The organism is Tsukamurella ocularis (genome assembly GCF_965138335.1).
In the GTDB taxonomy this organism is placed as follows: Bacteria; Actinomycetota; Actinomycetes; order Mycobacteriales; family Mycobacteriaceae; genus Tsukamurella; species Tsukamurella ocularis_A.
The window spans coordinates 61,670-74,794 of record NZ_CBCSDV010000005.1; the positions used below are offsets into that span (position 1 = coordinate 61,670).

The following is a 13,125-nucleotide window of genomic DNA, read 5'->3' on the forward strand; positions in this document are numbered from 1 at the left end:
CCACCCCCGGCCATGTCATACTGTGACGCATGCTGCTCAAGAGGCGTCAGGTGCTCGTGGGGCTAGCTGCGCTCCCAGCGGCCGCGGTCGCCACGTCGGTGACGGTCCCGCACGCCGCCGCCGCGGACGCCGACAAGGCGCTGCTCGACGCCGCGGTCGCGGCCGCGCCGACGGCCCGCGAGGTCATCACCGTGGCGGCACCGTCGTTCTCGTCCACCGACGTCCAGGTCTCGGCATGGGCCCTGCTCGCGCAGGGCTGGACGAAGGTCTACGGGCCGGTCCCGGGCAAGGTCGGCCAGCAGGGCATCGGCGAGGGCAAGGACGGCGTGCCCCGCACCCCGTTCGGTGTCTTCCGGCTCGACCTCGCCTTCGGCCGGCAGGACAACCCGGGCACCACGCTGCCGTACACGAAGGTGACGAATCAGCACTGGTGGGACGGGAACGTCGCCTCCCCCACCTACGACCGCATGGTCGTCCAGGCCGCCAGCCCCGGGCCCGAGAGCGAGAACCTCTACGACATCGGCCCCGTCTACGACTACGCCGTGCACTTCGACAACAACCCCAGCCACACCCCGGGCAAGGGCGGCGCGATGTTCCTGCACGTCACCGACGGCAAGCCGACGCTGGGCTGCGTCGCGATCAGCCGCGACGGCATGAGCACCCTGCTGAAATGGCTGGCGCCCGCCCACAACCCGGTCCTGGTCACCGGCCTCGCGGGCTGACCCTCCCGGCGCGCACTACCGAGGTGCCCCGGCGTCCACCGGGGGGACCGAACGCCGCGCGGGGGTAGACCGCTCCCCTACCGCACGAGCGGCCTCCGGCGGGGGAGCGAACGGCAGGCCCGCGGATCGGCGTCGCGCGGGGGACGAACACGGGGGTACGCGCGCCGCCGACAGGGGCTGCGCCGCCCACGCCGACGGGGCGGCTATGCGCGATGCGCATAGCTCCAACCCGCAAAAACCGGCACTGAACTGCGTTTTCATAGGGTATGCGTGGGACGCATGGCTGTCGCGACCGAACACACCTACCCCGGCGCCGATCGCCTTCAGCCGCGCGGCAGTGACTGCGCGATCCACCCCGACAGCGCGGGAATCACGGCACCGGGCGAGAGGATCCACTGGTTGTGCCCCAGGGGCTCCTCGATCCGACGGTGCACCGATGACGGGAACTTCTCCCCCACGAACCGCGACTGCCGATCCGAGACCAGCTCGTCGCCGGCGATCGCCACCGTCAGCACCGGGGTGCGCGTCCCCGCGATGCGCGCCTCGTAGTCCACGTCGGCCCCGTCGACGTTGAAGTCGCCCGTCTGCACCAGGTGGTCGAAATCGGACACGATCCCGGCGGGTACCTCGCCGAGGCCGTCCGGGCCGGACCAATGGCCCCGTCGGGCGGCGGCGCGGGCGGCCACGGACGTCCCGATCCGGCGCGCGGCCCCCGACAGCCCGTCGAGCTTGTAATAGCCGGTGCCGCAGGCGATGAGGATCACCCCGGCCAGGTTCCGGCGGGCGCGCGCCGCGTACATGACGCCCATCAGCCCGCCGAGGCTGTGCCCCAGCAGGATCCGCGGCGCGTCGGGGAACTTCTGCCGGGCCAGCGCGGAGACGGCCGGGTAGTCCTCGACCACCACGTCCTGGAAACCGTGCGTGCCGGCGGCGCCGCGGGGCCGCGAATCCCCCTGCCCCCGCAGCTCCGACACCACCGCGTTGAACCCCGCGTCGATGAGCGCGCGCCCGAAGTCGTCGAAGTACCCGGCCGGCACGTTCACACCGGGCCAGATCATCAGCACCGGCGCCGCGGGGTCGGGCCCGCGGAAGATCCGGACGGGATTGGTGGTGCCGTCCTTGTACGTCAGCGTCGCGACGGTCGGCCGGGCCGTCGACGTCACCAGGCGCGCCGTTCCGCGCGCCGGGCGGCGACCGCGCCCAGCCCGCCGAAGATCAGGCCCAGCAGCGCGAGCGCGCCGCCGATCGCGGCCTCGGTCGTGATCCACGGCGTCAGGCTCTTCGTCACCTGCTCGAGCGCGGCGTCCACCACGGGGCTCAACCCGCCCGTGCCGCTGCGGCTCGAGACGTACGACGGTGCCGCCACGCACAGCATCCACGTCACGCCCGCGGCGACGGCGACGCCGAGACCCAGGTAGAACATCATGAAGCCGCGACGGTGCGCGGCCAGCAGCGCGAGCAGCGCCGCGGCGAGCGCGGTCAGCGGGGCGATCCACGCCGCCGACCGGATGGCGTCGGCGACGGAGGCGTACCGTCCGGCCCGGAACAGGTCCCGGTTCGCGCCGGTCCCGGACAGGTCGATGGTGACCCGCTCCGGCACCGTCACCTTGACGTTGTTCGCGGCGGCCACGTCGCGAATCATCGGCGCCAGGTCGATCTCGGCGGTGGTGGCGCCGCGCAGGCGCTGCTCCGCGGTGGGGCGCACCAGCAGCCACGTGTGCACCTGGCCCACGGCCTCGGTGAAGGCGCCCGGGAACTGCGGGCCGTGCACATAGGTCGAGACGTAGGGCGTGATCGCGTCGAGCGGCGGCCGGGCGTCCCCCTGCTCGGTGAGCAGCCGCTGCACCTGCTGGGCGATCTCCTGCGCCATCGCGTCCTGCACGGCGGGGTCGCGGCCCAGCGGCTCCATGAGCGTCATGAACTCGGCGCGGTCGAGCACCGTGTTCTTCGCCCACGCGGCGGGGACCGCCACGAACGTGGCCGCGATCGCCACGAGAACGAGGAGGAAGGCCGTCAGAGAACGCACGGCGACAACGGTACTCGACGGTCCCGACGGTGCCGGTCCGGCGCAGCGACGGCCCGTCCGCGCACCCCGGCCACCGCGCCGATCAGTCGCTGATCAGGTCGCGGCCACGACCGACGATGAGCGGGTCCGGCCCGGCCGCGAGGACGTCCATGTCCTTGTTGTCGTAGTCGAACTTGTCGAGGATGTAGCGCATCGCGTTGAGGCGGGCGCGCTTCTTGTCGTTGCTCTTCACCACGGTCCAGGGCGCGTAGTCGGTGTCCGTCGCGGTGAACATCTCCTCCTTCGCCGCGGTGTAGCCGTCCCACTTGTCCAGCGAGGCGAGGTCCATCGGCGAGAGCTTCCACTGCCGCACGGGGTCGATCTGGCGGATCGCGAAGCGGGTGCGCTGCTCGAGCTGGGTCACGGAGAACCAGAACTTGGTCACGTCGATGCCATCCTCGACCAGCATCTTCTCGAACAGCGGCACCTGGTGGGTCCAGCGCTCGTGCTGCTCGTCGGAGCAGAAGCCCATGACCCGCTCGACGCCGCCGCGGTTGTACCAGGAGCGGTCGAACAGGACTATCTCGCCCTTGGTCGGGAAGTGGTCGATGTAGCGCTGGAAGTACCACTCGCCGGCCTCGCGCTCGGTGGGCTTGACCAGCGCCACCACGCGCGCACCACGCGGGTTGAGGTGCTCCATGAAGCGCTTGATGGTGCCGCCCTTGCCGGCGGCGTCGCGGCCCTCGAACACGATGACGAGCCGCTGCCCGGTGTCCTTGACCCAGCGCTGCAGCTTGAGCAGCTCGATCTGCAGCAGGCGCTTGTCCCGCTCGTACTCCGACCGGGCGAGCCGCTCCGAGTACGGGTAGCCCTCGCGCCAGGTGTCGACGACGTGGCGCTCGGGCGTGAGCAGCACCGGATCGTCGTCATCGTCGTCGTTCACGGAGAAGCCCTCGGTCGCCCGGAGGTCGACGATCTTCTGCAGCGCCTCGCGGCCGCTGACCGCGCTCAAGTCGATGCCCACGGGCAGGTCGAGATCCATCACGCGCCGAAGGCTACGGGCAGGCTCGGACCGGCGGGTGAACGTCGCATGAACGCGCGGTGCCCGGTGGTCGGTAAACTGTGCGGAATGCCTACCACCGCCACCGGCGGGCGCCGCCGCGCCGAACACCTCGGGCCCGAGCGCCGCCGCCCCCAGGTCCTCGACGCCGCGCTGGAGATCGCCGCGCGCGACGGGCTGGCCGCCGTGACCATCGGCACCGTCGCCGACCGCCTCCAGGTCACGCGCCCGGTCATCTACTCGTGCTTCCCGGACCGCGTCGCGCTCATCACCGAGCTGCTCGACCGCGAGACCGAGACGATGATGGCCTACGTCCTCACGTCGCTGCACAACGCCCACGGCGAGGACCCCGAGACCGCGTTCATCATCGGCATGCGCGGCCTGCTGGCCGCCGTCAACGAGCGCGCCGACACCTGGCAGCTGCTGTTCTCGGGCGTCACCGACCCCGAGGTCGTGCACCGGGTCCGCGGCGCCCGCGCGACGCTGGCGAAGCAGGCCGAGGAGTGGATCCGCCCCGCCCTCACCCGCTGGTGGGACATGCAGGACCTCGACGAGAAGCTGCCCATGCTCATGGAGCTGTTCGTCTCGGCCTGCGAGGCCGCGGTCCGCTCGATGCTCGCCGGCCGCCCGGACGACGCCGGGCCGCAGTGGCGCGGCGATTCCGAGGGGATCGGGAAGTTCTACGGCTCGGCCGTCTACCGCGCCTTCCACGGCGCCTGACGGCGCCCCGGCCACCGCTCGGCGGTCAGGCCTGCGCCCCGTGCTCGACGGTGACGTGCTGCTCCAGATCCGGACACCAGTGTCGACGCAGTTCGTGCTTGAGCACCTTGCCGGTCGGTGACAGCGGGAACTCGGTGACGAACGTGAATGATCGGGGCGCTTTGTAGCCCGCAACGCGCGCTTTGACGAAGGACCGGAGGTCGTCGGGCCGGGGATCGGTACCGGCCTCCGCGATGACCACGGCGTGCACCCGTTCCCCGTACCGCGCATCAGGCACTCCGATGACGGCGCACGAGGAGACCTGCGGGTGTTCGACGAGGGCGTGCTCCACCTCCGCGGAGTACACGTTCTCACCGCCGGTGATGATCATGTCCTTGATCCGGTCCGCGAGGTACAAGTAGCCCTCGTCGTCGAGCCGTCCGGCGTCGCCGGTGTGCATCCATCCGTCCCGGAGCGCCGCCGCCGTCTCCTCCGGACGATTCCAGTAGCCGAGCATCACGTTGGCGCCGCGCACCAGAATCTCTCCGACCTCGCCGAGTGGGAGCTCGCGGCCCTCCGGGTCCGCAATGATGATCTCGGTGTGCCGGGAGGCCCGGCCCACCGAATCGAGGCGGCCGGCGCGATGATCCTCCGGGGTCAGTGAGGTCACGTTCGCGGAGGTCTCCGTCATGCCGTAACCCTGACCGAATCCCGCGAGCGGGAAGGCACGCATCGCGTGCTCCAACAAGGACGGAGCCATCGGCGCCGCACCGTACTGGAGGCGCCTCACGGAGGATACGTCCCGCGGTCGTGCGGACAGTTCACGCACGACCTGCTGCATCACGGTGGGAACGAGCACGAGGCTCGTGATGCGATGCGCCTCGATCGCGTCCAGCACTGCGGGGACGTCGACACCGGGGAGGAAGACCATCCGACCGCCGGCCACGAGCTGACCGTTCCACAGCATCAAGGACGCGAGGTGGAACATGGGAAGAGCCACGAGAGTCGCGCCGCCCGGTGTGACATTCGACGACGTCGCTTGCACCCCCAGGGAACTCGCCTGCAGATTGCCGTGGGCGATCATCACGCCCTTGGGCCGTCCGGTGGTGCCGCCGGTGTAGAAGATCCCCGCGAGATCGCCGTCGTCCCTGCGCGCATCGGCGATCGGGTCACCGGTGGCGATGAGTTCTTCGAAGTCCAGGACGCCGTCGGACGCGGGGGCGTCGACCGCGATCACTACCCGCAGCGGGTACACCTCGCGCAGTCGCGGGAGGATGTCTCCGAACGCGGAGTCCACGACCAGCACGTCCGATCCACAATCGCGCAGGGAGAAGCCGATCTCTGCGACGCTCCACCGGGTGTTCACCGGATTGACGACGGCGCCGGCCCACCAGGTCGCAAGGATCGCCTCGTGGAAGCGGTCGGAGTTCACACCGAGCACCGCGACCCGGTCGCCCTCGGCGACGCCGGCCGCTCGGAGGGCCCCGGCAAGCCGGGCGATCCGGTTCACGGTCTCCCTGACGGTGCGGGTCCGAGCGCCGTCGACGGTCAGGACCGAGTCGGGTGCCTGCTGGAGGGCGCGGTGCAGCGCGCGGGTCGACGACATGGAGGCTCCTGTTCGTGGTGATTCGCTGATCCATTTACCGTGAGCCGCGTCGAACGTGTCAAGGCTATGGGAGGCATTGATATTCGGTATGAACGACGCCCGTTCACGTGTCGACAAACGATCGAGCGCATTCGTATGATTTTTTTCTTAGCGGGCCGTTGCGGCGGCCCCTAGGCGTACGCCCGAATTCATCGGGCCATCGAATCCGCTGAGGAGCACACCGTGACCACCACCGAATCCTCCGCCCACACGGCGAGCCTCGACGACCTCGCCCACCGGAGCCGCGCCTTCTTCGCCGGCATAGGCTCGGTCCTCGACCCGATCCCGGACCCGGAACTGCGGGCACGCACGTACCAGCGCGAGTTGTTCGCAGCAGGGCTGACCGGGATCGACGTGCCTGTGGAGTACGGCGGTCAGGGGCTGGACCATATGGCAAAGGCGTTGGTCGACAGGATCACCCGTACCGACGCGCCGCCGGAATCCAGCACGTTCGCAGTCGGCCCGGGCATGGCCGTGCCCACCATCCTCGAGCTGGCGGCGGAGTCGCTCCGGCAGCGATACGTGCGCCCCGCGCTCGAAGGCACGGAGATCTGGTGCCAGCTGTACTCCGAGCCGGGCGCCGGGTCCGACTTGGCGGGGCTGCAGACCCGGGCGACGCGCACCGAGGACGGTTGGGAGCTGAACGGGCAGAAGGTCTGGACCTCGCACGCTCACTGGGCCGACATGGGGATCTGCCTGGCCCGCACCAACCCCGACGTGCCGAAGCACCGCGGGCTGACCATGTTCGTCGTGCCGATGCGCGCCCCCGGCGTGACCGTCCGGCCGATCACCCAGATCACCGGCGATCAGGAGTTCAACGAGGTCTTCTTCGACGGCGTGCGGATCCCCGCCGACCACGTCGTCGGCGAGGTCGACGGCGGATGGCCGGTTGCGGTGGCCCTCATGCAGAACGAGCGATCGTCCATTGGTGCCGGCGGCGGCCGCCAGGCGGTGGGGTACCTGCGCTTGGCGGAGCTCGTTCGCTCCCGCGGAGCCTCCGCCGACCCCGCGGTGCGCGAGCGGCTGGTCGACGTCTTCGTGGGCCAGCGCCTCGCCGGCGCTGTCGACGAGTACCTGGCCGAGTCCCGGGACGGCGGCGCACCGCTCGGTGCCGTCGCGTCCCTCGGCAAGCTGTGGCGCTCCGACAACGGTCGGCTCGCCAGTGATCTGATCGGCGAACTCGCGTACCGCGACGGCACCGCCTGGGACGGCGGCGACGACCGGGACGAGTGGACCTACGCACTTCTCGATGCGTGCGCGCTCGCCCTCGGCGGCGGCTCCGACGACATCCAGCGGAACGCCCTGGCCGAGCAGGTCCTCGGACTCCCGCGCGACCCCTTCAGCGTTTCCAACGTGCCTTTCCGCGAGCTGCGGGTGGGCAACACCCGCTCGACCCCCGAGGAGATCCGATGATCGAGACCACCGAACAGCGCGAGCTCGGCGCCGCCCTGCGCGCCGCACTCGAGCCCATCGCAGGCGACACCGAGCGCGTGACGTCGGTGTTGGTCGACGAGTTCGGGTTGCGCGGGTTGTCGTGCTCCGAGAGCAACGGCGGCCTCGGGGCGAGTGCCGGTGACATCGCGGCGATCGCTTTCGAACTCGGCTACACCCTCGCCTCGGATTCGATTCTCGGTCCGGAACTCCAAGCCCGGCGGCTGCTCGACCTCGCCGGCACTGCAGACGCCGCGGCCGCGGTCCGCAGCTCGATCGACTCCGGCCGGTCCCTCACGCTGATACCGGACGGCTCGGTCACCGTCGTCCTCGAGGACGACGTGCTGCGCACCTCCGGTACCGCGAAAGCGCTGCCGGGACCGGTGACCGACGACTACCTGGTGATCGGCGGGACGCCCGCGCGGCCGGAGCTGCTCTTCGTCTCCGGCGACATCGACTCCGTGACCGCCATCCCGGACGACCGTGCACTGGACCTGCGTCGGCCGCAGCATTCCGTGCGCCTCGCCGACGCTGAGAGTCGCGNNGNNGCCGTGGGCGACGACGTGACCGCGGCGCTGGACCGTGTGTCCCTCGAGGTGCGGTTCGCGCTGGCGGCGCAACAGGCCGGCGGGGCCCGACGGTGCCTGGACGACGCCGTCGCCTACGCCAAGGACCGGTACCAGTTCGGCCGTGCGATCGGGTCCTTCCAGGGGCCGAAGCATCGGATGGCCGTGATGTTCCAGCGCGCCCAGTCCGCGTACGTGGCGGTGCGCAAGGCCGCCGACCTGCTCGACGCCGGTGACGCCGACGCTGCGGAGGCGGTCGACGTCGCCGCAGTGTGGTGCGGCCCTGCCTACATCCGCAATGCCGCCGAATCGCTCGACATCCACGGCGGAATCGGGTTCACCGTGGAAATGGACTGTCACCTGCACATCCGTCGCTCTCGCGCCGCCGCCGCCCTGTTCGGAGGAACCGGCGCGGCGCGGCGCGGCGTCGCCGAACGCCTGTTACCCGCGTGACGAACACCCGTGGGTCCGACATCGGTCACTCCGGCCCCACCCCACCCGACCTGAACGAGAACAACGGAGAATCGTCGTGACTGACAACCCGCGAGTCACCACCCGCGACGGCATCGTCGACATGGTGCTGGACATGCCCGCGCGACGGAACGCGCTCACCCGGGACACCGCACGGGCGATGCTCTCCGCCCTGGACTCGACACTCAGTGATCCGGAGACACGGGTGCTCCTGATCCGTGCCGAGGGACCCTCCTTCTGTTCGGGCCTCGATCTCGACGATCTGAACGGCCCATCCGCATTCGCCGAATGGATGCCCCTGTGGACCGAAATACATTGTCGGCTCGCCGAGTCCGCCGTTCCGATCGTGATCGCCGCGCAGGGCGCGATGGTCAACGCCGGAGCGGGACTGGCGATGTCTGCGGATGTCCTGCTCGTCTCGGACGACGCCTTCCTCCAGGTCGGTGAGATCAAGCAGGGTCTGGCAGCACCGGTGTGCATCGCCTGGTTGGCGCTGCGGCACCCACAAGCCGTGGCTCGTCAGATCTGCCTCCTCGGCGACCGGATCCCGGCCGACAAGCTGTTGCGTCTGTCGATCGCCGCGGCGGTCCACCCGGCGAGCGAACTGACCGATCGGGCACGAGAAGTCGCCGGACAGCTCGCACGGTATCCCGCGTCCGGTGCGTCCCGTACCGCCGCCGCCCTCTCGGCCGCGTATCCCACCGATATGCGCACCCTCCTCGCTGGAATCGCTCAGGCGGGCGACATGGCTGCGCCCACGGAGTTCGCACCGGCACGGGTGCGCTGAGCGGAAGTCCCTGGAATGAGCGAGACGAGCCGGACCGATGACGAACCGAATCGCTGGCCCAGTGGCGTCTTCGGGGTGGGGACTGAACCGGACCCGCGGTTCTCCTTGGCGAACGAACGCACCTTCCTCGCGTGGATCCGCACGGCTCTGGGGCTGCTCGCCAGCGCCGTCGTCCTCGAAGCCGTTCGGCTGCCGGTCCCCGGCTATCTCACGACGACGGCCGCAGTCGTACTCACCACTGCGGCGGGTGTCGCGGCGTGGGCCGGGTGGCGTGGTTGGTACCGCACGGAACGTGCGTTGCGGATGAATCGCGCCCTGCCGAGCAACGCCCACCACGCCCTGACACTCGCGCTGGCCGTCGGAATCTGCATGGTGATGCTGCTCGCGGTGATCGTCGCGTGAGCGGTCCTGGCCCGCGAACACCTTCCGGGCCGAGAGATCCGGGCCTGCAACCGGAACGTACACGACTGGCCTGGCGACGAACGGCTCTTGCTGCCGCGGGGCTGATGGCGATCGTGACCCGCCAGGCGCTCCACCTACCGCCCGCGGCCCTGGTCGGCGTCATGGCGCTGCCGTGCGCCGCTGCCGTCACCGTCGTCCTGGCCGTTCGGGTCCGCCTCCGGTCCGGTTTCGACACGGTGCCCGGCCCAGTCGTGGCCGGACTGACCTTCGCAGTAGCGGCGGCCGCCGTCGCGCACACCGTCACCCTGCTCTGGCCCTGATCGACGTCGACCTCGGCGATGCCGAAGTGCTCGCGATTGAGGTCGTGGTGACCGTGGTGCCACGGCTGCGGCGCCCGGGTCCTGGAAGAATCCCGAGGCCGACGACCTGTGGGCATCGAACGGAACGGCCCACCCCGGCTCCGGGCACCCGGCGGCCGCCTCCGGGCGGGAGGATCAACAGGAGGGCGCACTCACCGGTGTCGGCTCCACGCGGCCCACAGCTGGGCGTACCGTCCGCCCGCACTCCGCAATTGGTCGTGCGTGCCCTGTTCGACGACGGCGCCGCGGTCCATCACCAGGATCCGGTCGGCCCGGGCGGCCTGGCTGAGCCGGTGCGCCACGACGAGGGCGGTGCGCCCGGCCAGGGCGGCCTGCGCGGCCTCCTCGAGCACGTCGGCGTCGGCGCTGTCGGCGTCGGCGGTGGCCTCGTCGAGGATCGCCACCGGCGGGTCCAGCAGCACGAGGCGCGCCAGCGCCAGCTGCTGCTCGCGCTGCGGCGTGAGCGCGTGCCCACCCGCGCCGACCACGGTCTCCAGGCCGGCCTCGAACCCGCCGCCGAGCTCCGTCACCCACGCCGCTGCGCCTACCCGCTCCAGCGCGGCGCGCAGGTCGTCGTCGGAGGCCGACGGTGCCGCCATCCGCAGGTCCTCGGCGAGGGTGCCGGCGAAGACGTGCACGTCCTGCGTGAGCAGCACCGGCGCGGCGGAATCCGGGAGGCTCGCGAGGTCGGTGCCGCCGATCCGGATCGTGCCCGCGTCGGGCACGTGCACGCCGGCGATGAGCGCGGCGAGGGTCGTCTTGCCCGCGCCGGACGTGCCGACCACGGCCACCGTCTCCCCCGGCTGCAGGCGCACCGACACCCCGTCGAGCACGCGGCGCCCGCCGCCGTAACCGAAGACGACCCCGTCGACCTCGACCGCGGGCGGCGCGTCCCGCACGGGCACCGCGCCCGACGGTGCCGTGGCCGCGTCCTCGTCGCCGAGCCGGATCACGCCGACGATGCGTGCGAGCGAGGCGCCCGCGGACTGGATGTCGTCCATCACCAGGAGCAGCGCGCCGATCGGTCCGAACAGGCGCAGGAAGAGCAGCATCGCGGTGGTGACGGCGCCGACGGAGACGAGATCCCCGTCGACGAGGGCGACGCCGAGCAGGAGGATCGCGGCCATGCCGACGAACTCCGCGAGGTTGACCCGGCCGAAGAGGCGGTTCTGCACGATCCGGGCACGCATGGTCCAGCGCACCACCCGCCAGGAGCCGTCGCCGACCCGCAGGCCGGCGCGGTCCATCAGGTCGTAGGCGTGCACGGTGGGCAGCCCCCGGATCGAGCCCAGCATGTGGTGCGCCCGCTCGGCCATGGCGGCCCGCTCGGCGCGGTACACCGGCGGCGCCGTCCGCACGTACATGCGGGCGCCGAGCGCGTAGACGGGCAGCACGACGAGCACCACCAGCAGGAAGCGCCAGTCGAGCGCCGCGAACCCGGCGACGGTGACGGCGACCGAGAAACCGGACCGCGCGAGCGCGGGGACGCCGCGGGAGATGGCCTGGCTGACGACGCCGACGTCGTCGGTCGCGCGGGAGACGAGGTCGCCGGAGCCGGCCTCCTCGACGCGCGCCTGGGACAGCCGCAGCGCGGCGCCCACCATCGACTCGCGGAGCCTGGCGAGCGCGGTCTCGAAGAGTCGCGCGGTCAGGGCGATGCCGATGCCGGTGAACGCCGCCGAGGCGGTCGCTGCGACGGCCACGACCCCGCCGATCCGCAGCACGTCGCGGTAGCCGCGGCCGTCGATCGCCACGTCGACCATGGCGCCGAAGCCCCAGGGCACGGCGAGCCCGAGGGCGGCGCCCACGAGCAGGACCGCGAAGACGAGCGCGAGCGCGCCGCGCTTGCCGGCGAGCAACCCGCGGGCGTAGCGGAAGGTCTCGGCACCGTCGGCGACGGGCAGGGCGCCGGTCGTGACCGGGGCGCTCATGCGCGCACCTCCGCTCCGGTGGGGCTCACGGTGAGCACGGTGTCGGCCGCGGCGATCAGCGTCGGGGATCCGGTGAAGACGACGGTGGCCAGGCCCGCGCGGGCGGCGCCCAGCCGGTCGGCGATCGCGGCCTCGGTGACGGAGTCGACGGCGCTGGTGGGATCGACCAGCACCAGGGTGCGGGTGTCGGTGGCGAGCGCGCGGGCCAGTGCGATGCGCTGCCGCTGGCCACCGGAGAGCAGCCGCCCGGCCTCGCCGACGGAGGTCTGCAGCCCGTCGGGCAGGACTTCGAGGACGTCGTCGCAGGCCGCGGCGAGCAGGGCCGCGGCCACCCGGTCGGGCGCGCCGCCGGCGGCCACGTTCTCCTCGACGGTGCCCTCGAACAGGGTGGTGGCGTGCGGCGCGACGCGCACGGTGCGCAGCGCGGCGGGCTGGGTGAGCGTGTACAGGTCGGTGCCGCCGACGGTGACCCCGGCGCCGGGCCGCGGCGCCCCGGAGCGCGCGAGCAGCGCGGTCGCGGCGGCGGCGGTCTCGGCGCCGCACACCACGGCGGTGACGCCGGTGGGCGGGAACTCCAGGTCGACGACGCCCTCCCCCGCGGGGACGCCGGTGAGGCGCACGGGGACGTCGTCGCCGTCGTGCGCGTGCAGGGTGCCCTCGTCGCGGGCGAAGGGCGCCTGCAGCACCATCAGCACGCGCTTCGCGGAGGCGTTGCCCGCCACCCAGAACTTGCCGACGTTGGTGCCCATGGCCTGCAGCGGCGCCATCACCACCTGGGTGAGGCCGACGACGGTGATGAGCTGGCCGACGGTGAGGTCGCCGTGGACCGTCATGACCCCGGCGAGCACGCCCACCAGCACCACGAAGACCGCGGCGACGGCCTCCATCGCGGCCACGTACGCGCCCTCGGAGCGGCGGGCCCGGATCACGGCGGCGAGGGCGCGGGCGCTCGCCGACCGATAGCGACGGCCCGCCTCGGCCTCGGCGTGCATGCCCTTGACCACGCGGAACCCGGCGACGAGGTCGGCCGCGGCGCCCGCGGCCTCG

The 13,125-nt window shown here is 71.8% G+C and carries 13 protein-coding genes; 7 read left to right on the plus strand and 6 right to left on the minus strand.

What is annotated here, in order from left to right; translation table 11 throughout:
* Positions 1 to 29: 29 nt before the first annotated feature.
* On the plus strand, positions 30 to 722 hold the full coding sequence (locus ACNAYW_RS06900; protein WP_415848972.1) for a L,D-transpeptidase family protein: 693 nt from the start codon (positions 30 to 32) through the stop codon (positions 720 to 722).
* Positions 723 to 1,045: 323 nt separating this feature from the next.
* On the opposite strand, the gene ACNAYW_RS06905 is transcribed toward ACNAYW_RS06900, so the two are convergent.
* The 3 genes from ACNAYW_RS06905 to ppk2 form a co-directional block, all read right to left on the minus strand.
* Complete coding sequence (locus ACNAYW_RS06905; RefSeq protein ID WP_415848973.1) at positions 1,046 to 1,885, minus strand: alpha/beta fold hydrolase; 840 nt, start codon at positions 1,883 to 1,885, stop codon at positions 1,046 to 1,048.
* Entirely contained in the window at positions 1,882 to 2,748 is an 867-nt protein-coding gene (locus tag ACNAYW_RS06910) for a hypothetical protein (RefSeq protein ID WP_415848974.1), read from the minus strand. Before ACNAYW_RS06910 ends, ACNAYW_RS06905 begins: the two co-directional genes overlap by 4 nt.
* 82 nt (positions 2,749 to 2,830) lie before the next feature.
* Positions 2,831 to 3,769, minus strand: a complete 939-nt coding sequence (gene ppk2 / locus ACNAYW_RS06915) for a polyphosphate kinase 2 (RefSeq protein WP_224645384.1) — start codon at positions 3,767 to 3,769, stop codon at positions 2,831 to 2,833.
* 87 nt (positions 3,770 to 3,856) lie between these two features.
* Here ppk2 and ACNAYW_RS06920 point away from each other — a divergent pair, with 87 nt between their 5' ends.
* Positions 3,857 to 4,507 (plus strand): TetR/AcrR family transcriptional regulator, encoded by a 651-nt coding sequence (locus ACNAYW_RS06920; RefSeq protein WP_415848975.1) that lies wholly within the window; start codon positions 3,857 to 3,859, stop codon positions 4,505 to 4,507.
* A 25-nt stretch (positions 4,508 to 4,532) separates the two neighbouring features.
* On the opposite strand, the gene ACNAYW_RS06925 is transcribed toward ACNAYW_RS06920, so the two are convergent.
* Positions 4,533 to 6,092 (minus strand): long-chain-fatty-acid--CoA ligase, encoded by a 1,560-nt coding sequence (locus tag ACNAYW_RS06925; protein WP_415848976.1) that lies wholly within the window; start codon positions 6,090 to 6,092, stop codon positions 4,533 to 4,535.
* 222 nt (positions 6,093 to 6,314) lie between these two features.
* Here ACNAYW_RS06925 and ACNAYW_RS06930 point away from each other — a divergent pair, with 222 nt between their 5' ends.
* The 5 genes from ACNAYW_RS06930 (at position 6,315) to ACNAYW_RS06950 (ending at position 10,108) form a co-directional block, all read left to right on the plus strand.
* Positions 6,315 to 7,544 (plus strand): acyl-CoA dehydrogenase family protein, encoded by a 1,230-nt coding sequence (locus tag ACNAYW_RS06930; RefSeq protein WP_415848977.1) that lies wholly within the window; start codon positions 6,315 to 6,317, stop codon positions 7,542 to 7,544.
* Between the two features lie 614 nt (positions 7,545 to 8,158).
* Complete coding sequence (locus tag ACNAYW_RS06935) at positions 8,159 to 8,581, plus strand: acyl-CoA dehydrogenase family protein (protein ID WP_415849095.1); 423 nt, start codon at positions 8,159 to 8,161, stop codon at positions 8,579 to 8,581.
* 76 nt (positions 8,582 to 8,657) lie between these two features.
* A complete protein-coding gene (locus ACNAYW_RS06940; RefSeq protein ID WP_415848978.1) occupies positions 8,658 to 9,386 on the plus strand; it encodes an enoyl-CoA hydratase/isomerase family protein in 729 nt (242 codons plus the stop codon).
* Between the two features lie 75 nt (positions 9,387 to 9,461).
* Positions 9,462 to 9,788, plus strand: a complete 327-nt coding sequence (locus ACNAYW_RS06945; protein ID WP_415848979.1) for a YidH family protein — start codon at positions 9,462 to 9,464, stop codon at positions 9,786 to 9,788.
* On the plus strand, positions 9,785 to 10,108 hold the full coding sequence (locus ACNAYW_RS06950; RefSeq protein ID WP_415848980.1) for a DUF202 domain-containing protein: 324 nt from the start codon (positions 9,785 to 9,787) through the stop codon (positions 10,106 to 10,108). Before ACNAYW_RS06945 ends, ACNAYW_RS06950 begins: the two co-directional genes overlap by 4 nt.
* A 191-nt stretch (positions 10,109 to 10,299) precedes the next feature.
* Here ACNAYW_RS06950 and ACNAYW_RS06955 read toward each other — a convergent pair whose 3' ends face one another.
* Together ACNAYW_RS06955 and ACNAYW_RS06960 are read right to left on the minus strand one after the other, a co-directional pair.
* Positions 10,300 to 12,078: an ABC transporter ATP-binding protein gene (locus ACNAYW_RS06955; RefSeq protein ID WP_415848981.1), complete on the minus strand. Its 1,779-nt coding sequence runs from the start codon at positions 12,076 to 12,078 to the stop codon at positions 10,300 to 10,302.
* Positions 12,075 to 13,125: ATP-binding cassette domain-containing protein (locus ACNAYW_RS06960; RefSeq protein ID WP_415848982.1), on the minus strand; the 1,051-nt coding region annotated here is incomplete at its 5' end. The genes ACNAYW_RS06955 and ACNAYW_RS06960, both read right to left, overlap by 4 nt.

What these genes read in the sequence shown, in the direction of transcription:
- ppk2 (WP_224645384.1), bottom strand. Translation starts at nt 3,769, where the DNA reads ATGGATCTCGACCTGCCCGTGGGCATCGACTTGAGCGCGGTCAGCGGC.
- ACNAYW_RS06920 (WP_415848975.1), top strand. Translation starts at nt 3,857, where the DNA reads ATGCCTACCACCGCCACCGGCGGGCGCCGCCGCGCCGAACACCTCGGG.
- ACNAYW_RS06955 (WP_415848981.1), bottom strand. Translation starts at nt 12,078, where the DNA reads ATGAGCGCCCCGGTCACGACCGGCGCCCTGCCCGTCGCCGACGGTGCC.
- ACNAYW_RS06925 (WP_415848976.1), bottom strand. Translation starts at nt 6,092, where the DNA reads ATGTCGTCGACCCGCGCGCTGCACCGCGCCCTCCAGCAGGCACCCGAC.
- ACNAYW_RS06900 (WP_415848972.1), top strand. Translation starts at nt 30, where the DNA reads ATGCTGCTCAAGAGGCGTCAGGTGCTCGTGGGGCTAGCTGCGCTCCCA.